The 22,416-nt window shown below is 67.5% G+C and carries 12 protein-coding genes and 1 pseudogene; 9 read left to right on the top strand and 4 right to left on the bottom strand.

The annotated features are described in order from the left end of the window. Positions 1 to 137: 137 nt before the first annotated feature. The 9 genes from ABFA30_RS12005 (at position 138) to ABFA30_RS11965 (ending at position 13,880) form a co-directional block, all read left to right on the top strand. Entirely contained in the window at positions 138 to 305 is a 168-nt protein-coding gene (locus ABFA30_RS12005) for a DUF6026 family protein (RefSeq protein ID WP_225789242.1), read from the top strand. Positions 306 to 813: 508 nt separating this feature from the next. Beyond that, positions 814 to 2,373 (top strand): glycogen synthase GlgA, encoded by a 1,560-nt coding sequence (glgA, locus tag ABFA30_RS12000; RefSeq protein WP_225789137.1) that lies wholly within the window; start codon positions 814 to 816, stop codon positions 2,371 to 2,373. 15 nt (positions 2,374 to 2,388) lie between these two features. Next, entirely contained in the window at positions 2,389 to 4,131 is a 1,743-nt protein-coding gene (gene treZ, locus ABFA30_RS11995) for a malto-oligosyltrehalose trehalohydrolase (protein ID WP_410045481.1), read from the top strand. After that, entirely contained in the window at positions 4,128 to 6,197 is a 2,070-nt protein-coding gene (gene malQ, locus ABFA30_RS11990; RefSeq protein WP_253101566.1) for a 4-alpha-glucanotransferase, read from the top strand. The genes treZ and malQ overlap by 4 nt, the downstream gene beginning before the upstream one ends. Continuing rightward, positions 6,194 to 8,968: a malto-oligosyltrehalose synthase gene (locus tag ABFA30_RS11985; RefSeq protein ID WP_410045480.1), complete on the top strand. Its 2,775-nt coding sequence runs from the start codon at positions 6,194 to 6,196 to the stop codon at positions 8,966 to 8,968. Before malQ ends, ABFA30_RS11985 begins: the two co-directional genes overlap by 4 nt. A gap of 14 nt (positions 8,969 to 8,982) precedes the next feature. Beyond that, complete coding sequence (locus tag ABFA30_RS11980) at positions 8,983 to 9,249, top strand: DUF2934 domain-containing protein (protein ID WP_225789133.1); 267 nt, start codon at positions 8,983 to 8,985, stop codon at positions 9,247 to 9,249. Positions 9,250 to 9,438: 189 nt separating this feature from the next. Further along, the gene (gene glgX, locus ABFA30_RS11975) at positions 9,439 to 11,592 is read left to right on the top strand and encodes a glycogen debranching protein GlgX (RefSeq protein ID WP_225789132.1); all 2,154 of its coding nucleotides are present in this window, start codon (positions 9,439 to 9,441) and stop codon (positions 11,590 to 11,592) included. Positions 11,593 to 11,689: 97 nt separating this feature from the next. Beyond that, positions 11,690 to 12,484, top strand: a complete 795-nt coding sequence (locus ABFA30_RS11970) for an endonuclease/exonuclease/phosphatase family protein (protein WP_225789131.1) — start codon at positions 11,690 to 11,692, stop codon at positions 12,482 to 12,484. Positions 12,485 to 12,800: 316 nt separating this feature from the next. Further along, entirely contained in the window at positions 12,801 to 13,880 is a 1,080-nt protein-coding gene (locus ABFA30_RS11965; RefSeq protein WP_253101575.1) for an autotransporter outer membrane beta-barrel domain-containing protein, read from the top strand. 75 nt (positions 13,881 to 13,955) lie between these two features. Here ABFA30_RS11965 and ABFA30_RS11960 read toward each other — a convergent pair. The 4 genes and pseudogenes from ABFA30_RS11960 to ABFA30_RS11945 form a co-directional block, all read right to left on the bottom strand. Further along, positions 13,956 to 14,366: pseudogene (locus tag ABFA30_RS11960) on the bottom strand (type VI secretion IcmF C-terminal domain-containing protein); the annotation flags it as partial. A 257-nt stretch (positions 14,367 to 14,623) separates the two neighbouring features. Further along, entirely contained in the window at positions 14,624 to 16,834 is a 2,211-nt protein-coding gene (glgB, locus tag ABFA30_RS11955; protein ID WP_225790211.1) for a 1,4-alpha-glucan branching protein GlgB, read from the bottom strand. After that, a complete protein-coding gene (gene treS, locus ABFA30_RS11950; protein ID WP_410045479.1) occupies positions 16,835 to 20,146 on the bottom strand; it encodes a maltose alpha-D-glucosyltransferase in 3,312 nt (1,103 codons plus the stop codon). It lies immediately after the preceding gene. A 167-nt stretch (positions 20,147 to 20,313) separates the two neighbouring features. Continuing rightward, on the bottom strand, positions 20,314 to 22,332 hold the full coding sequence (locus ABFA30_RS11945) for an alpha-1,4-glucan--maltose-1-phosphate maltosyltransferase (RefSeq protein WP_410045478.1): 2,019 nt from the start codon (positions 22,330 to 22,332) through the stop codon (positions 20,314 to 20,316). Positions 22,333 to 22,416: the final 84 nt, after the last annotated feature.

Raw genomic sequence — 22,416 nt, 5'->3', positions numbered from 1 at the left:
GTCGTCCGAGGGTTCAGCGACGAACGGGCTGACAACGATAAACAAAAAAGTTCCCTTGCACGGCGAAAGAATTCAGAATGCGCGCCGCGAGCGACTACGCTTACCACTGTCACCAGCCCAAACTGCGAGGTGTGTTCATGGGGACCTTGATGCCTGCCACTCCAACCCAGACCCTCTATGTCACTGTGCGTCGTGACGAGCTGCGCCGCCTGAAGGACGAACGCGACCAGCTGCGCCAGCAGGTCGCGCAACTGAACCTGCTGCTGGAGCAGGCCCGCTCGGGCGACAAGCCCCTGAGCCACTGAGAAACCTGTGGGAGCGGGCTTGCCCGCGAACACGGGCGGAGCCCGTGCCATCCACCCCGGTGCCTTCTTCGCGGGCAAGCCCGCTCCCACAGCATCCCCGCAAGCTTGAAGCTTGAATCAAGCTTTCACATCTTGTGACAACCCGCCAACGTTTGCGCGATCTGCGGCCCGAACAAAAGTGACCAGCGGGTCACATTTCCACCGCCAGCTCTCCTACACTCAGGGTTCTGCCCGCCGAACCGCTCGGAAAACGCGACGGAAAAAAGTCGAAACTTTCCCGCACACCGGCAGGTCAGGAACTAAGTAGGCCAGTGCAACGGGACCTCCCAGCCTCGGCCCACCGACCCCAACCAGTCCATTCGCCTTCGGCCGGAATGCCGATCGCATGGTGCCTGCGCGCACGACCCAAGGGGCATGGACCGCACTACACGATACGAACGAGCCAGAGAGAACCAACACGACATAACGCAACGGGTGCAAGCACCCGACACAAGGGACGGAGAGAAGTATGATCAGTGCCGCTGTCGAACCTCACGTAGATGCATTCAACCCGGACAATCGCGAACCGCTCTCGCCGGACTTCGCCCCGACAGCCAAGGCACCCGGCGCCCAGCGCCGCCACAACCCGCACAAGCGCAAGATCCTGTTCGTCACCTCCGAGATCGCCGACCTGGTCAAGACCGGCGGCCTGGGTGACGTGTCCGCTGCCCTGCCACGGGCACTGGCCCACCTGCACGATGTGCGCCTGCTGATCCCCGGCTACCGCCAGGTGGTCGAGAGCGACAACCCCATCCATATCGTCGGCGAACTGGGTGGCCACGCGGCCCTGCCGCCTTGCCGGATCGGCCGCATGGACCTGGCCGACGGCCTGGTCATCTACGTGCTGATCTGCCCGCAGCTGTACCAGCGCGACGGCACCCCCTACGGCGCCGACAATGGCCGCGACTGGCCCGACAACCACATCCGCTTCGCCCGCCTGGGGCTCGCCGCCGCGGAGATCGCCGCCGGCGAAGGCATGGCCCACTGGCGCCCGGACCTGGTCCACGCCCATGACTGGCCGGCTGGCCTGGCCCCGGCCTACATGCACTGGCGCGGGCTGAACACCCCGACCCTGTTCACCATCCACAACCTGGCCTACCAGGGCGTGTTCAGCCGTGGCTGCTGCCCGGAACTGGCGATCCCCGACCACGCCCTGCAGCAGGAAGGCATGGAGTTCTACGGCAAGCTCTCGTTCCTCAAGGCAGGCCTTGCCTACTCCAGCCACATCACCACGGTGAGCGCCACCTACGCCCGGGAGATCACCACCCCGGAATTCGGCTGCGGCCTCGACGGTTTCCTTGCCAGCAAGGCCCAACAAGAGCTGCTCAGCGGTATCCCCAACGGCATCGATGAAAGCTGGGACTCGGCCACCGACAAGCACCTGCTCCACAACTTCAGCATCAATGACTGGGATGGCAAGGCGCGCAACGCCGACGAGGTGCGCGAGCTGTTCCAGCTCGACGCCTGCGACGGCCCGTTGTTCGCCGTGGTCTCGCGCCTGGTCTACCAGAAGGGCCTGGACCTGACCCTGGGCGTGGCCGACTACATCGTCAGCCAGGGCGGCCAGATCGCCATCATCGGCCGTGGCGAGCCGGAGGAAGAACAGGCCATGCGCGAGCTGGCCCTACGCTACCCGGGCCGCATCGGCGTGCGCATCGGTTTCAACGAGACCGACGCCCGGCGCATGTTCGCCGGCAGCGACTTCCTGCTCATGCCGTCGCGCTACGAGCCCTGCGGCCTGAGCCAGATGTACGCGCAGCGCTTCGGCTCGCTGCCGGTGGCGCGCAACACCGGCGGGCTGGCGGACACCATCGAGAATGGCGTCACCGGCTTTCTGTTCGACGAGTCGACCGTGGACAGCTACCGCGAGGCGCTAGGTCGTGCCTTCTATGTCTATGGCAAGAAGGACCTGCTCAACGCCATGCGCTGCCTGGCCATGACCCAGCCGTTCAACTGGTGCCAGGCGGTGGAACCCTACGCCCGGCTGTACGAGGAGCTGGTCTGCCAGGCGCACGTCAGCCACTACTGAGCAAGGGGATCGAAGATGCACAGGCATGGCGCACACCTGCTGGACGCCACGTCGGCGCGCTTCGCCCTCTGGGCGCCGGATGCGCGCAGCGTGAGCTTGCAACTGGAACGACAACCACCGATCGAACTGTTGCCCGAGGGCGATGGCTGGTTCGCCGCCATCGCCCCGTGCCGGGCCGGCGACCGCTATCGCTATCGCATCGATGAACAACTGGAGGTGCCCGACCCGGCCTCGCGCTTGCAGCCCGAGGGCGTGCACGGGCCCAGCCAGGTGCTGGACCTGGGCAGCTACCCCTGGCGCCACCCTTGGCAAGGCCGGCCCTGGCCCGAGGCGGTGATCCAGGAGCTGCACGTCGGCCTGCTGGGCGGTTACGCCGGGGTCGCCCGGCAGCTGCCGCGCCTGGCCGAACTCGGCATCACGGCCATCGAGCTGATGCCCGTGGGGCAGTTCCCCGGCGAGCGCAACTGGGGCTACGACGGCGTACTGCCGTTCGCCCCGCAACACAGCTACGGCAGCCCCGAAGCGCTCTGCCAACTGATCGACGAGGCCCACGGCCACGGCCTGATGGTGATGCTCGACGTGGTCTACAACCACTTCGGCCCCGACGGCAATTACCTGCACCAGTACGCCAGCCACTTCTTCCGCGAAGACCGGCAGACCCCCTGGGGCGCCGCCATCGATTTTCGCCGCGCCGAAGTGCGCGAGTTCTTCATCCAGAACGCCCTGATGTGGCTGTGCGACTACCGCTTCGACGGCCTGCGCCTGGACGCGGTACATGCCATCGACCAGCCCGACTTCCTCGTCGAGCTGGCCAGGCGGGTACGCGCCGCCGTGGCGCCTGGCCGCCAGGTCTGGCTGGTGCTGGAGAACGAGCACAACCAAGCCGCGTTGCTGGAACAGGGTTTCGATGCGCAGTGGAACGACGATGGCCACAACGCCCTGCACGTGCTGCTGACCGGCGAGACCGAAGGCTATTACCAGGACTACCAGGACCGCCCGATCGCCAAGCTGGCCCGTTGCCTGGCCGAGGGCTTCGCCTTCCAGGGCCAGGCCAACCGCCACGGCATCCCCCGGGGCGAACCCAGTGGGCACCTGGCGCCGAGCGCCTTCGTGCTGTTCCTGCAGAACCACGACCAGATCGGCAACCGCGCCCTGGGCGAGCGCCTGAGCCGCCTCTGCCCGCCCCCGGCCCTGTGCGCGGCCACCGGCCTGTTGCTGCTGGCACCGATGATCCCGCTGCTGTTCATGGGCGACGAGGAAGGCAGCCGGCGGCCCTTTCTGTTCTTCACCGACCACCACGACGAGCTGGCCGACACCGTGCGCGAAGGCCGCCGCAACGAATTCGCCCATTTCGCCGCCTTCGCCGACCCGCAGCAGCGCGCGCGGATTCCCGACCCTAACGCCGCGGACACCTTCGAAGCCTCACGCCTCGACGCCCAGGACGTGCTGGCCGGCTGGCACGGCTTGTACCAGCGCCTGCTGGCACTGCGCCGTCGCCATGTCGTCCCGCACCTGCCCGGCAGCCGTGCCCTCGGTGCCGAGGTACTGGGCGAGCGGGCACTGACCGCGCGCTGGCGCCTGGGCGATGGCAGCGAACTGCGCATCGACCTGAACCTGGGCGCCGAAGCGCAACCTGTGGCACTGCCCGCGCTCGAACGCTGCCTGTTCGACAGCAGCGACACCGCGCACCTCGCCACCACCCTGCCCGCGTACAGCTGCGTGGTCAGCCTGCTGCCCCCTGGCCAGGAGACGCCATGAGCGAACTGCCCTTGCACCGTCTGGCCGCCCGGGTGGGGCTGGCCCGCGACTGGATCGACGCCAACGCCCGCCCGCAGCAGGTCAGTGACGAAGTCCTGCGCCGGGTGCTGGCAGGCCTGGGCCACCCCGCCGACGACGATGCCGCCATCCAGGCCAGCCTGCAGGCCCTGGACCAGGCCGAAGACGCCGACCACCTGCCACCACTGTTGACAGCCGACCAGGGCCAGCCCCTGGCGCTGGAGCGCTACTTCGCCGCTGGCAGCCCTGTTCACTGCACCCTGGAGGACGGCAGCCAAGGGTCGCTGGCCCTCGATGGGCAGGCCCGCCTGCCCGGCGAGCTGCCCATCGGCTACCACCGGCTGGACATCGACGGCCGTCGCTTCACCGTCGCCGTGGCGCCCCCGCGCTGCCATGCGCTGCACGATGCCGTCGAACAACCGCCACCACGCTGTTGGGGCCTCGCGGTGCAGCTTTACAGCCTGCGCCGGCCGGGCGATGGCGGCTACGGCGACTGCCAGGCCCTGGAACAACTGGCACGCAGCGCCGCCGAGCGCGGCGCCGATGCCCTGGCGATCAGCCCGATCCACGCGCTGTCCGCTGCCGACCAGTTGCACTACAGCCCCTACTCGCCCTCCAGCCGGCTGCTGCTCAATACGTTGTATGCCAGCCCCGCGGTGGTGCTCGGCGAGCGGGCGGTGCGCATGGCCATCGAGGCCTGCGACCTGCAAGCGACCCTCGACGAACTGGAACACCTGCACCTGGTCGACTGGCCCCGTGCCGCCGATGCCCGGCACCGGCTGCTGCAGGCCCTGTACCACGATTTCAGCCAGGGCGAGCACCCACTGCGCGAGGACTTCGACAGTTTCCGCAAGGCCGGCGGCCAGGCCCTGGAGCACCATTGCCGCTTCCAGGTACTGCAGGCCGAGGCCATGGCCCGTGGCCTGGGCGCCGACTGGCGCACCTGGCCGCCCGCCTGGCACGATCCCTACCACCCGGAGGTGGAGGCCTTCGCCAGCACCCACCCGGCCCAGGTGGAGTTCCATGCCTTCTGCCAATGGCTCACCGAGCGCGGTCTGCAACGGGTCCAGGACGCGGCGCGCGGCAATGGCATGGCGGTGGGCCTGATCGCCGACCTGGCGGTGGGCGCCGACGGTGCCGGCAGCCAGGCCTGGAGCCGCCAGGACGAGCTGCTGGCCGAGCTCACGGTCGGCGCGCCCCCCGACATCCTCAACCGCTCCGGGCAAGACTGGGGTATCTGCGCCTTCTCCCCGGAGGGCCTGCGGCGCAACGGCTACCGCGCCTTCATCGAGATGCTGCGGGCCAACCTGGCGCATGCCGGCGGCCTGCGCATCGACCATGTGATGGGCCTGCGCCGGCTGTGGCTGATCCCGCGCGGAGCCAGGCCCAGCGAAGGCGCCTACCTGCACTACCCGCTGGAAGACCTGCTGCGCCTGCTGGCCCTGGAGTCGGTACGCCACCAGGCGCTGATCCTCGGCGAAGACCTGGGCACCGTGCCCGAGGGCCTGCGCGAGCGCCTGGCGGACAGGGCCGTGCTGGGCATGCGCGTGCTGCCCTTCGAACAAGACCCGCCCGGGCATTTCAAGCCGATCCTCGACTGGCCGGACGACGCCCTGGCCACCACCGGCACCCATGACCTGGCGCCCCTGGCCGGCTGGCTGCAGGCCCGTGACATCGACTGGAGCCACCGCCTGAAGCTGATCGACGCGGCCGCCGAGCTGCACTGGCGGCACACCCGCCAGCGGGAGCGCGAAGGCCTGCGCCGCACCCTGGAACACAACTACGGCCCGCTGCACGACGACAACGCCCTGATCGATGCGGCGATCCGCTACGTCGGCCACACCCGCTCGCCGCTGGTGCTGATCCCCCTGGAAGACTTGCTCGGCTGCGACGAACAGCCCAACCTGCCTGGCACCACCGATGGCCACCCCAACTGGCGTCGGCGCTTCGCCCGGCCGGTGCGCGAACTGCTCGACGACGACGATGCCGCACGGCGCCTGGAACTGCTGGCCCAGGCCCGCGAACAAGCCTGGGAGCGTGATCGATGAAGCCCTTGACCGCCACCGTGCGCCTGCAATTGCACAGTGACTTCACCCTCGACGACGCGGTGCCGCTGGTGCCCTACTTCGCCCGCCTGGGGGTGAGCCACCTGTACGCCTCGCCGATTCTCAAGGCCCGCGCAGGGTCGCGGCACGGCTACGATGTGGTCGACCCTTCCTGCGTCAACCCGGAACTGGGCGGCGAGGCGGCGCTGGAGCGCCTGGTGGCTGCCCTGCGCCAGCATGGCATGGGGCTGATCCTCGACACCGTGTCCAACCACATGGCCGTGGGCGGCGCCGACAACCCCTGGTGGCAGAGCCTGCTGGCCTGGGGGCGGCGCAGCCCCTATGCCGAGTTCTTCGATATCCAGTGGCATTCCAGCGACCCGCTGCTGGCCGGCCAGTTGCTGCTGCCGTTCCTGGCCAACGACTATGGCGTGGCGCTGCGCAACGGCGAGATCCCGCTGACCTTCGATGCAGGCCAAGGCCTGCTGCAGATCGCCCACTACGAACACCGTTTCCCGATCTGCCCGCTGGACTATGGGCGCATCCTTGGCCAGAGCGAAGACCCGGCGCTGCGCGCCCTGGCCCAGCACTTCAGCGCCCTGCACGAGTCTGCCGAGCCGCTGGCCGATGCCCTGCCCCTGCACGCGGAACTGGCACGCCTGGCCCGGGGCGGTGCCCGCCTGGACGAGGCCCTGGCCGCCTTCGACAGCCGCACAGAGGCCGGTTTCAAGCGCCTGCACCTGCTGCTGGAGCGCCAGACCTACCGCCTGGCCAGCTGGCGCACCGCGGCGGACGACATCAATTGGCGGCGCTTCTTCGACATCAACGAACTCGGTGGCTTGCGGGTCGAGCGCGCGGTGGTGTTCGAGGCCACCCACGCCAAACTGTTCGAGCTGATCGAGCGCGGCCTGGTCGATGGCCTGCGCATCGACCATATCGACGGCCTGGCCGACCCACGCCGCTACTGCCGCAAGCTGCGCAGGCGGGTCGATGACCTGCTGGCGAAGCGGCCGCTGCAGGCTGGCATCGAGCATTTCCCGATCTACGTGGAGAAGATCCTCGGTGCCGGCGAGCAACTGCACCGCGACTGGCTCACCGACGGCACCACCGGCTACGAGTTCATGAACCAGGTCTCGCTGCTGCAGCACGACCCTGCCGGCGAGGCGCCGTTGACCGAACTGTGGAGTAGCCTCAGCGAACGCCCGCCCTTCCCCGAGGAGGTGTGCCAGGCCCGTCACCTGGTGCTCAACGCCAGCCTGGCCGGCGACTGCGAGTCGGTGGCCCAGGCGTTGCTGCAGGTGGCGCGCGACGACCTGATGACCCGCGACCTGACCCTCGGTGCGATCCGCCGTGCGTTGCAGGCGCTGGTCGAGCACTACCCGGTGTACCGCACCTACATCAATGCCTGCGGCCGCCCGGTCGAAGACGAAGGGTTCTTCCAGCAGGCCCTGGCCGGTGCACGGCAGCGCCTGGGCGAAGCCGACTGGCCACTGCTCGATCACCTGCAGCGCTGGCTCGGTGGCCAGCCCTGGCGTCAGCTGCCGCCGGGGCGACCGCGCAAGCACCTGCGCCACGCCTGCGTACGCTTCCAGCAACTGACCGCGCCGAGTGCGGCCAAGGCCGTCGAGGACACGGCCTTCTACCGCTCGGCACGGCTACTGTCGCGCAACGACGTAGGCTTCGACGCCGAGCGTTTCAGCGCCCCGCCCGAGCACTTCCACAACGAGGCCCAGCGCCGCCTGCGGGACTTCCCCGACAACCTGCTGGCCACCGCCACCCACGACCACAAGCGTGGCGAGGACTGCCGCGCGCGCCTGGCGGTGCTCAGCGAGCGCGGCCCCTGGCTGGCCAGCCGGGTCGAACACTGGCGCGAACTGGCCGCACCGCTGCGCCAGCCACTGGACGACGGCCTGGCGCCTGGCCCCGGCGACGAACTGCTGCTGTACCAGACCCTGCTCGGCAGTTGGCCCCTGGACCTCGACCCGGACGACGAAACGGCCCTGCGCCACTACGCCGGGCGCATCCGCCAATGGCAGTGCAAGGCCCTGCGCGAGGCCAAGCTGCGCAGTACCTGGAGCGCGCCCAACGAGGCGTTCGAGGCGGCCTGCGCGGCCTACTTGGACGGCCTGCTGCTGGCCCGCGAGCACCAGCAACTGCGCCACTCCCTGCACGCCGCCGCGCAACGGATCGCCTGCCCCGGCGCGCTCAATGGCCTGGTCCAGTGCCTGCTGCGCATGACCACGCCCGGCGTGCCAGACCTGTACCAGGGCAACGAATACTGGGACCTGAGCCTGGTCGACCCAGACAACCGCCGCCCGGTGGACTACGCTGTGAGGCGGGCCAGCCTGGACGACAACGCACCGCTGGCCGAACTGCTGGAGCACTGGCGCGATGGCCGCGTCAAGCAGGCGCTGATCGCCCGCATGCTGGACTGCCGCCAGGCCCACCCGGAGCTGTTCGGCCGCGGCGCCTACCTGCCGCTGACCGTGCTGGGGCGCCATGCCGACAAGGTGCTGGCCTTCGCCCGCCTCGGCGACCAGGCGCGCGCCATCGTCGTGGTGCCGCGCCTGGCCAGTGAATTGCTCGGCACCGCCCCCCTACCCCTGATCCCGGCGCAGAACTGGGACGATACCCGGCTGATCCTGCCGTTTGCCTTGTCGCCTGCCACGTGCTCGGGACTTTTCGCCGGCGGTGCTGTCAGCCCTTCAAGGGAGCTGATGTTGAGCACCGTGCTGGCGCAATTTCCGGTCAACGTGTTGATACAACAATCTTGAGCATCAGGAGCGTCATGATGAGTGTCGATGAAAAGCGTATTCGCGAATTCGCCTACCAGATCTGGGAATCGGAAGGCAAACCCGTAGGCCAGCAAGAGCGTCACTGGGACATGGCACGCAAGCTCGCCGAAGCCGAGGCCCTGGCCCCCAAGGCGGCCCCGCGCAAGCGGGCGCCGGCCAAGCCGAAGGCGACGGCCGAACCCAAGGCCGTGGCCGCACCGGTGGCGAAACCGGCGGCGGCGAAAAAGCCACGTGCGGTGAAGAAGCCGACGGCGGGCTGAGGCCCTGCGTAATCGTCCAGCCGCCTCTGCGGCCGCTGTGCGGCCCATCGCCGGCAAGCCGGCTCCCACAGGGGGCTGCGGTGCCCCCGAAGCAGGTGTCATGCAAAGGACACCGTGGGCGTTGGCTTGCCGGCGACGGGCTGCACAGCAGCCCCCATGCCCCTTTGACCCGGCCATACGAGGACTACCATGAGCCCCCGCACTCCGAAGAAAACCCGCTCCGTCGCCCCCTCGCGCATCCGCGAAGGCTTGCCCTTCCCCCTGGGCGCCACCTGGGACGGCCTGGGGGTCAACTTCGCCCTGTTCTCGGCCAACGCCACCAAGGTCGAGCTGTGCCTGTTCGACTCCAGCGGCGAGCAAGAGCTCGAACGCATCGAACTGCCCGAATACACCGACGAGATCTACCACGGCTACCTGCCCGACGCGCACCCGGGGCTGGTCTACGGCTACCGCGTCCACGGCCCCTACGAGCCGGAGAACGGCCACCGCTTCAACCCCAACAAGCTGCTGATCGACCCTTACGCCAAGCAACTGGTGGGCGGGCTGAAATGGTCCGAGGCGCTGTTCGGCTACACCATCGGCCACCCCGACGGCGACCTCTCCTTCGACGAACGCGACAGCGCGCCCTTCGTACCCAAGTGCAAGGTGATCGACCCGGCGTTCACCTGGGGCCGTGACCAGCGGGTACAAATCCCCTGGGAGCGCACCATCCTCTACGAGGCCCACACCCGCGGCATCAGCATGCGCCACCCGGCGGTGCCCGAAGCCCATCGCGGCACCTTCGCCGGGTTGGCCAACGACGAGCTGCTCAAGCACATCAAGGAGCTGGGCGTCTCGTCCATCGAACTGCTGCCGATCCACGCCTTCGTCAACGACCAGCACCTGCTGGACAAGGGCCTGAACAACTACTGGGGCTACAACAGCATCGCCTTCTTCGCCCCGCACCCGCGCTACCTGGCCAGTGGCAAGATCGCCGAATTCAAGGAGATGGTCGCGCACCTGCATGACGCCGGGCTCGAACTGATCCTCGACGTGGTCTACAACCATACCGCCGAGGGCAACGAGCTGGGCCCGACCCTGTCCATGCGCGGCATCGACAACGCCTCCTACTACCGCCTGATGCCCGACGACCGACGCTACTACATCAACGACTCGGGCACCGGCAACACCCTCGATCTGAGCCACCCTTGCGTGCTGCAACTGGTCACCGACTCGCTGCGCTACTGGGCCGGGGAGATGCACGTGGATGGCTTTCGCTTCGACCTGGCGACCATCCTCGGCCGCTACCATGACGGCTACAGCGAGCGCCACAGCTTCCTCGTGACCTGCCGCCAGGACCCGCTGCTGCGCCAGGTCAAACTGATCGCCGAACCCTGGGACTGCGGCCCGGGCGGCTACCAGGTCGGCAACTTCGCCCCCGGCTGGGCCGAGTGGAACGACCGTTTCCGCGACACCGTGCGGGCGTTCTGGAAAGGCGACGAAGGCCAACTGGCAGACTTCGCCGCGCGCATGACCGCCTCGGGCGACCTGTTCAACAACCGGGGCCGGCGCCCCTACAGTTCGGTCAACTTCGTCACCGCCCACGATGGCTTCACCCTGCGCGACCTGGTCTCGTACAACGACAAGCACAACGAGGACAACGACGAGAACAACCAGGACGGCACCGACAACAACCTGTCGTGGAACTGCGGCGTCGAGGGCCCCACCGACGACCCACAGGTCAATGCCCTGCGCATGCGCCAGATGCGCAACTTCTTCGCCACCCTGCTGCTGGCCCAGGGCACGCCGATGATCGTCGCCGGCGACGAGTTCAGCCGCACCCAGCATGGCAACAACAATGCCTACTGCCAGGACAGCGAGATCGGCTGGATCAACTGGGACCTGGACCAGGACGGCGCCGAGCTTTTGGCCTTCGTCAAGCGCCTGACCCGCCTGCGCCTGGCCTACCCGGTGCTGCGGCGCTCGCGCTTTCTGGTCGGCGACTACAACGAGGCGATCGGCGTCAAGGACGTCACCTGGCTGGCGCCCGATGGCAGCGAGATGACCGTGGAGCAATGGGAGGATCCCCATGGCCGCTGCCTGGGAATGCTCATGGACGGCCGTGCCCAGGTCAGCGGCATCGCCCGCCCCGGGGGCGAGGCTACCCTGCTGCTGATCGTCAATGCCTACCACGACACCGTGCCCTTCCAGTTGCCGACGGTGCCGGAAGGCGACTACTGGAGCTGCCTGGTCGACACCGACCGGCCACAGATGCGCAAGCCGCAGCACCTGGCGTTCGACACCCAGTTCGAGGTCAAGGGGCGCTCGCTGCTGCTGATGGTGTTGCAACGCGAGGAGGAGTGAACCCGAGCGTTAGGGTTCGGTCCTAGACTGTAGATCGGGCGCCGCCCTCACAGGGGGTGGCGATGCTTCTCGTCGCAGATGGATACCAGGAGCCACCGTGAACCTCGAAGCCGGCAGTCCAGGTTTCGCCACCGTCAGCCAGGCCCCGGCCGTACACCGGGTACGGGTCCTGACGGTCAACACGCACAAGGGTTTCACCGCCTTCAACCGGCGCTTCATCCTGCCGGAACTGCGCGAAGCGGTGCGCAGCACCCAGGCCGACATCGTCTTCCTCCAGGAAGTGCTCGGCAGCCACGACCGCCACGCCGCACGCTACCCCGGCTGGCCGCAGACCTCCCAGTACGAGTTCCTCGCCGACAGCATGTGGAGCGACTTCGCCTACGGGCGCAACGCCGTCTACCCCGATGGCCACCACGGCAACGCCCTGCTGTCGAAATACCCGATCATCGAGCACCGCAACCTCGACGTGTCGATCACAGGCCCCGAGCGCCGTGGCCTGTTGCACTGCATCCTCGATGTGCCCGGGCAGCGCCAGGTGCATGCGATCTGCGTGCACCTGTCATTGCTCGAGCGTCACCGGCAGAAGCAGCTGCGCCTGCTGCGCAAGCTGCTCGACGCCTTGCCGGCGGATGCCCCGGTGATCATCGCCGGCGACTTCAACGACTGGCAGTTGCGCGGCAACCGCACCCTGGGCCGCGAGCGCGGCCTGCACGAGGCCTTCGAACGCCACCATGGCCTGCTCGCCCGCACCTACCCGGCGCGCCTGCCGCTGCTGCGCCTGGACCGCGTCTACCTGCGCAACGCCGAAAGCCACGCCCCGAAGATCCTCGGCCACAGGCCCTGGACACACCTCTCCGATCACCTGCCGCTGGCGGTGGAAGTCCGGCTCTAGCAATGATTCGGCATAGCCGGGCAGCGGCAAAGAACCTTCCTCGCTATAGGCGCATCGTTTACTCATGTATTCAATGAGTTACACCTTGTCCTGCCACCTTGTCGGCGTTTCCACGTTTTCTTGACGCAGGCGCCGACCTCTCCTTAGCTGAACGTTATCACCAGTCGTGAAAAACTCGCGCCGGGCCTCTAGCTCGCGCCTTTCGTGCGCGCTCGAGCCGGCTTGCGTGCTGGTTTGAGTCGCCCTCTGTTCGGTCGTACAGCTCGTGACATCAGGCCAGGTCCTTGGGCTGTACACACAACAGAGGAGATCCGCCATGAAAAGAACCTCGAATCCTGTGCGTTTCGACTGCATTTTCTGCGCGGTTTCCACGTCGCTGCTCCTGGCAACCCCGGTGGAAACCTTCGCGCTCGACCTGCAGGAGGAGGAGGCGCCCTTCGCCGCCCTGCTGCAGCAGCCGACGATGCCGCAACTGTCCCTGGACCCGGTCAGCGCCAGCGGCCTGGGCCTGAGCGCTTTGCACGCCTTCTCCGAGCAGATGGTCGAGCGCCACGGGCAGGCAGCCCCGGACCTGGTCACCAGCCAATGGGCGCAGTTCTTTCCCGGCAGCCCCCGCCTCGGTGCGCAGGCGCCGGAGCAACTGGAGGCGCCCAGCCAGCAACTGATGATCGGCCCGGACCTGTTCGTGCGTGAAACCGCCAGTGGCAATGTCCATCGCGCGGGGATATTCGTCGGCCACAACAACCTGCAAAGCAGCTTAAACGGCACGCGCAGGCTGCTGGGCGACAAGCAGAAGAACGCCGTCAACCTCAGCGGCGAGAGCTTGGGGGTGTACTGGAGCATGACTCACGAGCAAGGCTGGCACCTCGATGCCGTGGCCATGGGCACGCGCATCGACGTCAATGGCCGCGGCGAGAGCGGCCAGCGCCTGAACGACAGCGGCCATGCGATGACCTTCTCGGTAGAAGGCGGCTACCCCATCGGCCTGGGTGGCGGCTGGGTGATCGAGCCCCAGGCACAGTTGATCAACCAGCAGTTCTTCCCTGGCAACCAGGTACAGGAAGAAACCCTGCAGGCCTTCGACAGCCAACCGAGCTGGAGCGGCCGGGTCGGCGCCAGGCTGTCGGGGCGCTACGAAGTGCGCGGCATGCCCATCGAGCCCTATGTGCGAACCAACGTCTGGTATGACTTCAACAACGCCGAGCCGGTGAAGCTGGACCAGGTGGACAAGATCTCCAGCTCGCGCAATTCCACCACCGTCGAGCTGGGGTTGGGACTGGTGGCGCGGGTCACGCCCAAGGTGGCGCTGTTCGTCAGTGCCGACTACAGCAGCGATGTGGATGACAATGACCTCAATGGGCTGATCGGCAGCCTCGGGGTCAGGATGCGTTGGTAGCCTGTACCGGCCCCTTCGCGCGGTTCGCCGCCAAGGGGCCGGTACGATCGACTCATCAAGCGGGCTTCATCACTCTCAGGGATGGACCTGCCCAAGCAGGGTACGCGGCAGGCTGAAGCCTTTGAAGGGCTGCTGGGTAATGGGGTTGAACGCTTTTTCGGCGCTCAGCCGATAGCGCATCACGCCATCCCCCGTTTTGAAACCGAGGTCCACGCTGGTCGCGGTCCGGCCATTGAGCGCACCCCGGCTGAGCAGGCGGAACATCGACCAGGGGCCGCGATACTCCAGGCTGCTGCTGTTGCCATTGCGCCTGAGCAATGTGAGGTTGCTGCGCACCTGCTGCCCCAGGGTATTGGGCCAAACCACACCCGTGATCTGGCTCGGGCCGTGGGTGTAGGAAATCAATTGGCCATCCAGGTCCAGCAGGCTGGTGCGCTGGTTTGCGCTGAGCCCCAGCGGCTCGATGCTGAACTGCACGCTGAGCCTGGTGAAATGCAGGGCAAGAAAAACTGGCAACTGCCGTTCTGGGCCGTGCTGTTCCCTTACAACCTGTCCGTTGCCCTCTGCTGGTACGCCATCTGCCGCCTCTTCAACGTCCGCGCGGCACCTCCACCTCCGGAAGCCTTCGAGGAAGATCGGTAAGCGAAGCGGCCCCAAATCACCGCTGACCGTCTTAAGTAAGCGGCATTGGGGCTTGGCGTGCTCTGCGAACAAGGGTGAGCCCTTGCCATACACCGGTGGTGTCAGGCCGGTTTCATCACCAGCACGCCCAACGGCGGCAGGTTCAGCGCCAGCGACAACGGCTGCCCATGGCTGGGCAACGGCTCGCTGGCCACCGCCCCCAGGTTCCCCACATTCGACCCGGCATACAGCTCGGCATCGCTGTTGAGCAACTCCGCCCAGCGCTCGCCGAACGGCACGCCGATGCGATACCCCTCCCGCGGCACGGGGGTGAAGTTGGCCACCACCAGCAACGGCTCGCCGTCGGCGCTCCAGCGCAACCAGGCGTATACGCTGTTGCGCGCATCGTCGCCGATCAGCCACTGGAAGCCCTGGGGCTGGCAGTCCTGCTCGTGCAGGGCCGGCTGCTCGCGGTACAGGCGGTTGAGGTCGCTCACCAGGCGCTGCACGCCCTGGTGCTCGGAATACTGCAGCAGGTACCAATCCAGCTGGTGGTCGTGGTTCCACTCGCGCCACTGGCCGAACTCGCAGCCCATGAACAGCAGCTTCTTGCCCGGGTGGGTCCACATGAAGGCCAGGTAGGCGCGCAGGTTGGCGAACTTCTGCCAGCGATCGCCCGGCATCTTGTCGATCAGCGAGTGCTTGCCGTGCACCACTTCGTCGTGGGAAATCGGCAGGATGAAGTGCTCGGAATAGGCATAGATCAGCCCGAAGCTCATTTCGTTGTGGTGATAGGCGCGGTGCACCGGGTCGTTCTGGATGTAGTGCAGAGTGTCGTGCATCCAGCCCATGTTCCACTTGTAGGCGAAGCCCAGGCCGCCCTGCTGCACCGGCTGGCTGACGCCGGGCCAGGCGGTGGACTCCTCGGCGATGATCAGCGCCCCTGGGGCCTCGTGGGCGGCCACGGTGTTGAGTTGGCGGATGAAGTCGATGGCCTCGAGATTCTCGCGCCCGCCATGGCGGTTGGGCACCCACTCGCCGGCCTTGCGCGAGTAGTCGCGGTAGAGCATCGAGGCCACCGCATCGACGCGCAGGCCATCGATGTGGAAGTGCTTGAGCCAGTGCAGCGCCGAGGCCAGCATGAAGCCGCGCACCTCGTTGCGGCCAAGGTTGTAGATCAGTGTGTTCCAGTCCTGGTGAAAGCCCTCCAGAGGGTTGTCGTACTCGTACAGGGCAGTGCCGTCGAAACGCGCCAGGCCATGCTCGTCGGTGGGGAAATGCGCCGGTACCCAGTCGAGGATCACGCCGATGCCACCCTGGTGGCAGGCGTCGACGAACGCGGCGAAATCCTCCGCGCTGCCGTAGCGTGAGGTGGGCGCGAACAGCGACAGCGGCTGGTAGCCCCAGGAGCCGCCGAACGGGTGCTCCATGATCGGCATCAGCTCGATATGGGTGAAGCCCAGGTCCTGCACGTAGGGCACCAGGCGTTCGGCCAGCTCGCGCCAGTCGTAGAAACGGGCGATCTCGCCGCTGTCGTCCAGCTCGCAGCGCCAGGAGCCGGCATGCAGCTCGTAGATCGCCAGCGGCGCGTTGTAGGCATGGCGCTGGGCGCGCTGGGCCATCCAGCCGTCGTCGCGCCAAGCGTGGCGCAGCGCGCCGGCCACCCTGGAGGCCGTGCTCGGCGGCAGCTCGGTGGCGCGGGCCAGCGGGTCGGCCTTGAGCGGCAGCACGCCGCCCTGGCCGAGTACTTCGAACTTGTAGGCCTCGCCGATGCCCAGGCGCGGCACGAACAGCTCCCATACCCCGGCATCGTGGCGCAGGCGCATGGGGTGGCGACGGCCGTCCCAGTTGTTGAAGTCGCCGACCACCGAGACCCGCCGGGCATTCGGTGCCCAGACCGAGAAGCACACCCCGTCGATACCGTCGGCCTGGGTGGGCTGGGCGCCGAAGCGGCCGGACAGGTCGCGGTGGTTGCCTTCGGCGAACAGGTACAAGTCCATCTCGCCCAACTGCGGGCCGAAGCTGTAGGGGTCTTCGGTGATCTGCTCGCCGCCGGCCCAGCCGATCTGCAGCAGGTAGGGATGGGCTTCGTCCAGGTGCGCGGTGAACAGGCCCGGCAGGCTGCCCTGCACCATTTCGGCCAGCACGCGTCCATCATGGCGCGCCAGCACTCGCGCGCTCAGCGCGTTGGGCAGGAAGGCGCGAACGAACAGGCCGCCCGCACCATCGGCGTGCGGCCCCAGCACGGCAAAGGGATCGGCGTGCTCGGCGCGGGCCAGGGCGTCGAGGTCCCGTTGCCGAAGGCCGCCGTTTTCACGCGTGGTTGCATTCATCTATGGCTCTCCCCAGGTACTGATCAGTCCATGCAGGCCATGCAAGGGCACGGCCAGCCAGCTTGGCCGGTTCTCGGCTTCGTAGGTGATTTCGTAGGCGGCTTTTTCCAGGCAGAACAGCTCCAGCGCGGCGCGTTCGCCCTCGGCCTGCTGCCAGGCGTGGGGCATGGCGGCGGTGGCCAGGCCATAGGCTTCGACGAAGGCATGGCGCGACTGGTGCAGGTACTGCCGGGCGACCCGCTGCCGGGCCTGGCGCGCGGCGTCGGACAAGTCCACCGCCGAGGCGCTGCGCAGGATCATCGCAGCAGCATAGTCGAAGGAACGCAGCACGCCGCTGACATCCTTGTACGGGCTGTGCCTGGCCCGGCGCTCCTCTAGCGGACGTGCCGGCTCCCCTTCGAAGTCGATCAGGTAGGCATCGCCCTGCACCACCAGCACCTGGCCCAGGTGCAGGTCGCCGTGCACGCGCATCAGCAGGCCACCTTGGGCCTGGTGGGCCAGGGTGTCGATGTGCTGGGCGAGGCCCGCGCGTTGTTGCTGCAGGTCGTCGACCAGGGCCTGGCTTTCGCTGTCGAGGCTGTCGCGGTGCTGGGCCAGCAGGTCCAGGGCATGCGCCAGCTCGGCGCTGATCTGCCGGCTCCAGCGCTCGCTGTCTGCGGCCAAGCTGGGCCGTGGCTGGAAGGCTTCGTCGTCGCTGGGCGCGGCCAGCAGCAGGTGCATCTCGCCCAGGCGCTGGCCGAGCAAGGCGGCGAAGCCGGTGAGTTCGGCCAGGGCGTCGGTGTGCGCCTCCGGCTCGACGGTCGTCGGCTCCATCTCGTCGCGGATCGCCCGCTCCAGGGTGTTCTGGGTCCATGCCCAGGCATCGCCCTGGTTGTCCAGGTAGCCCTGGGCGATCATCAGCAAGTGCGGTTGCTGCTGCTCGTCGACCCGGCTGACCCACCCCAGCAACGGCGAGATGTTGGCGAAGCCGGCCGCGGTCAGGTAGGTGCTCATCTCCAGTTCCGGGTGAATGCCGGGGTTGACCCGGCGGATCAGCTTGAGCACCAGGCGCCCACCCACCACCACCGAGCTGTTGGATTGCTCGGCGCTCAGGTAGCGCACTTCGCTGTCCTCGTCCAGCGCCAGCTCGGCCAGTTGTTCGGTGCACTCGAAATGCAGCTCGCCCGCATCGCTCGGCAGCCGGGTGCGCTCCTGGCAGGCACGCAGCACGGCACGGATGAACGGCTCGAGGACGAAGGCGTCGGTGATCAGCCCCACCTGGCGGCCCCGGCGTACCCGGGACAGCGCCAGTTGCTGCGGCAAGGCGCTGTTGATCTGCTCCTCCGGCAGCAGGCCGAAAGGCAGTTGGTAGTGATCGACCACGCCGTCGCTGTGCACCTGCAGTTCGCTGAGCAGCACCGGGCTGGCCGCCGTGGCCAGGCGTACGCCGTAGCTCAGGCGCACCTGGTCGATCGGCCCTTCCTTGCCGGCGAACCAGCGCCGCTTGGGCAGGTACTGGGGCAGGATGGTCGTTTGCAGGGTGTCGCTGGAGGGCGCCTCGAGCAACTCCTCCATGCGCTTGCGCAGCACCAGGGTGGTCAGCTCCGGCAGGCCCTCGGTCGGCTCGATGTGCCAGCTGGGCATGCGATCGCGCGAGGCCAGGAGGAACCAGTAGAAGCCATAGGGCGGCAGCGTGAGCAGGAACGGCAACTGGCCGATGGGCGGGAAGGCGCTGCCGCCGAGCATTTCCACCGGCACCTTGTCGGCATACTGGGACAGCTCCAGCTCCGCGGCCTGGGCGGCGCGGGAAACGTTGGCCACGCACAGGACGATTTCGTTGTTGCCCTCGGCATCGGTGTACTCGCGTACATAGGCGAGAATGCGCCGGTTGCTCGGGGTGAGCATCTTCATGCTGCCACGGCCGAAGGCCTTCTGCTGCTTGCGCACCGCCAGCAGGCGGCGGTTCCAGTTGAGCAGCGAGTGCGGGTCGTGGGATTGGGCCTCGACGTTGACCGTCTGGTAACCGTACAGCGGGTCCATGATCGGCGGCAGCACCAGGCGCTGGGGGTCGGCGCGAGAGAAACCGCCGTTGCGGTCGGGCGACCACTGCATGGGGGTACGCACGCCGTCGCGGTCGCCCAGGTAGATGTTGTCGCCCATGCCCAGCTCGTCGCCGTAATACAGCGTCGGCGTGCCGGGCATGGACAGCAGCAGGCTGGTGAGCAGCTCGATGCGCCGACGGTCACGCTGCAGCAGCGGCGCCAGGCGCCGGCGGATGCCCAGGTTGATGCGTGCGCGGCGGTCCTCGGCGTAGTAGTTCCACAGGTAGTCGCGCTCGCGGTCGGTGACCATCTCCAGCGTGAGCTCGTCGTGGTTGCGCAGGAAGATCGCCCACTGGCAGTTGGCGGGGATCTCCGGGGTCTGGCGCAGGATGTCGGTGATCGGGAAGCGGTCCTCCATCGCCAGGGCCATGTACATGCGCGGCATCAGCGGGAAGTGGAAGGCCATGTGGCACTCGTTGCCGTCGCCCTCGCCGAAGTACGGCCGGGTGTCCTCGGGCCACTGGTTGGCCTCGGCCAGGAGCATGCGGTCGGGGTAGTTGGCGTCGATCTCGGCGCGGATCGCCTTGAGTACCTCGTGGGTCTCGGGCAGGTTCTCGTTGTTGGTGCCGTCGCGCTCGATGAGGTAGGGGATCGCGTCCAGGCGCAGGCCGTCGACACCCAGGTCGAGCCAGAAGCGCATGACCCCGATCACCGCCTTCAGCACTTGGGGGTTGTCGAAGTTCAGGTCCGGCTGGTGGGAATAGAAACGGTGCCAGAAGTATTGGCCGGCGACCGGGTCCCAGGTCCAGTTGGACTTCTCGGTATCGAGGAAGATGATCCGCGTGCCGTCGTACTTCTGGTCGTCGTCCGACCACACGTAGAAGTCCCGTGCCTTGCTGCCGCGCTTGGCACAGCGGGCGCGCTGGAACCAGGGGTGCTGGTCGGAGGTGTGGTTGATGACCAGCTCGGTGATCACCCGCAGCCCGCGCTTGTGCGCCTCGGCGATGAAACGGCGGGCATCGGCCATGCTGCCGTAGTCCGGGTGCACGGCCTTGTACTCGGCGATGTCATAGCCGTCGTCGCGCCGTGGCGAAGGATAGAACGGCAGCAGCCAGAGGGTGTTGACGCCCAGGTCGGCGATGTAGTCGAGCTTGCCGATCAGCCCGGCGAAATCGCCGATGCCGTCGTTGTTCGAGTCGTAGAACGACTTCACGTGCAGTTGGTAGATCACCGCGTCCTTGTACCACAGCGGGTCGTCGATGAAGGCTGCCGGGCGGGAACGCTTGGCCATGTGCGACTCCTTTCTGTTCGGGTTCAGCTTGCAACCGTGTTGTCGGTATCAGGGCCGCTTCGCGCCCCATCGCCGGCAAGCCGGCTCCCACAAGCTTCGCGGTGCGGCAAAACCTGCGGGAGCTGGGTTGCCGGCGATGGGGCGATTCGCGGCCCCCGATTCATCGCCTAACTTGCCCGCTCGATGCGCCAGATGCCGAATGGCAGGTGCCAGGGCTCGATGCGCATCCATTGGGTCTTGCCGTGCCAGGTCCAGCGGTGGCCGTTCATCAGGTCCTCGCCGAGGGTATCGGCGCCGTCGTCCAGGCCCAGCTCCCAGAGGGGCAGTTCGAAGTGCGCTTCCTGGGCATTGTGCGGATCGAGGCTCACGGCCACCAGGATGAAGTTGTCGCGCTCGGGCGTGCGCTTGCCGAAGTACAGGATGTTGTCGTTCCAGCAGTTGTAGAACGCCACCCCCAGGTGGGTCTGCAGGGCACGGTTCTGCCGGCGGATGCGGTTGAGCTGGGCGATCTCGGCGACGATGTTGCCCGGCTGGGTGAAGTCGCGCGGGCGGATCTCGTACTTCTCCGAGTCCAGGTACTCCTCCTTGCCCGGCAGCGGCGTGCCCTCGCACAGTTCGAAGCCCGAGTACATGCCCCACAGCCCCGAGCCCATGGTGGCCAGGGCGGCGCGGATCAGGAAGCCTGCACGGCCGCTGGTCTGCAGGAAATAGGGGTTGATGTCCGGCGTGTTGACGAAGAAGTTCGGCCGGTAGCAGTGGCGCCACGGCGGCTGGTTGAGTTCCTCGAAGTACTCGCGCAGTTCCTGCTTGGTGTTGCGCCAAGTGAAGTAGGTGTAGCTCTGCGCATAGCCGACCTTGCCCAGGCGCGCCATCATCGCCGGGCGAGTGAAGGCCTCGGCGAGGAAGATCACGTCCGGGTAGCGGCTGCGCACATTGGCGATCAGCCACTGCCAGAACGGCAGCGGCTTGGTGTGCGGGTTGTCGACACGGAAGGTCCGCACGCCCTCCTCGACCCAGCCGACCACCACGTCGCGCAGGGCCAGCCACAGGGAGGGCACGGCATCGGCGGCGTAGAAGTCGACGTTGACGATGTCCTGGTACTTCTTCGGCGGGTTCTCGGCGTAGCGGATGGTGCCGTCGGGGCGCCAGCTGAACCAGCCGGGATGCTCGGTCAGCCAGGGGTGGTCCTGGGAGCACTGGATGGCGAAGTCCAGGGCGATCTCCAGGCCGTGCTCGGCGGCGGCGGCCACCAGCCGGCGAAAATCCTCGCGGCTGCCCAGTTGTGGGTGGATGGCGTCGTGGCCACCCTCCGGGCTGCCGATCGCATAGGGGCTGCCCGGGTCGCCCGGCTCGGCCCGCAAGGCGTTGTTGCGGCCCTTGCGGTGCTTCATGCCGATAGGGTGGATGGGCGGGAAGTACAGCACGTCGAAGCCCATGTCGCGGATCATCGGCAGGCGCTGGTGCACGTCGTCGAAGGTGCCGTGGCGCTGGGGATCATCGGTGACCGAGCGGGGAAACAGCTCGTACCAGCTGGCGAACAGGGCGCGCTCACGGTCCACGTCCACGGGGAACTCGGCGCTGCGGGTCAGGTAGCTGCGGTGTTCGGCCTCGATCATCAGCGCGGCGGTGTCGGGATGCAGCAACAGCGCCACCTGGTCGTCCGCTGCCAGCGTCGACAGGCGCTGCTGCAACTGTTCGAGCTGCTCGCGCAACGGGCCCTGGCTGCACTCGGCGCCCTGGCCCAGCAACAGCCGGCCCTCCTCCAGCTCCAGCCTGACCTCGACGCCGGCGTGGTATTTCTTCTCCAGGTCGTGGCAGTAGGTGGCGAAGGGGTCGATCCAGGCTTCGATGCTGAACAGGTGCGGGCCCAGCTCGGTGGGGGTGAAGTGCGCCAGCCACAGGTCGTTGCCCGGGGAGTGCATCGCCACGCAGTGCCAGCGCCGGCTGTGGGCCTGGCGCCAGTGCAGGGTCACCGCCAGACGGTCGTGGCCGTCGCTGTAGACCTTGCTGCTCACCTCCACCGGCTGGCCGCGCACGGCCTTGGCCGCGAAGGTGCCGGCGTCGAGCACGGGCAGGGTGTCCTCGATCACGATGCGCGGCGCCAGCAGCGCCTGGGACAGGCTGATGGCCTGGTCTGGATGGTCGTTGGCCATGGGCACGCTTTCGAAGGGCTCGTTACCAGACATCGAACCTTGCTCCCTTTTGCTGTGGCGGTAAGGGTTCAGAGCCGTCGGGGCGGCGGGGGTTCAAAAAAATGAGCGAATGGCACA

Origin of the sequence: Pseudomonas sp. HLMP (assembly GCF_046365545.1) — a bacterium.
In the GTDB taxonomy this organism is placed as follows: domain Bacteria; phylum Pseudomonadota; class Gammaproteobacteria; order Pseudomonadales; family Pseudomonadaceae; genus Aquipseudomonas; species Aquipseudomonas guariconensis_B.
Note: the sequence above shows the minus strand (reverse complement) of the source record. Positions and strands in the feature narration are given on the sequence as shown.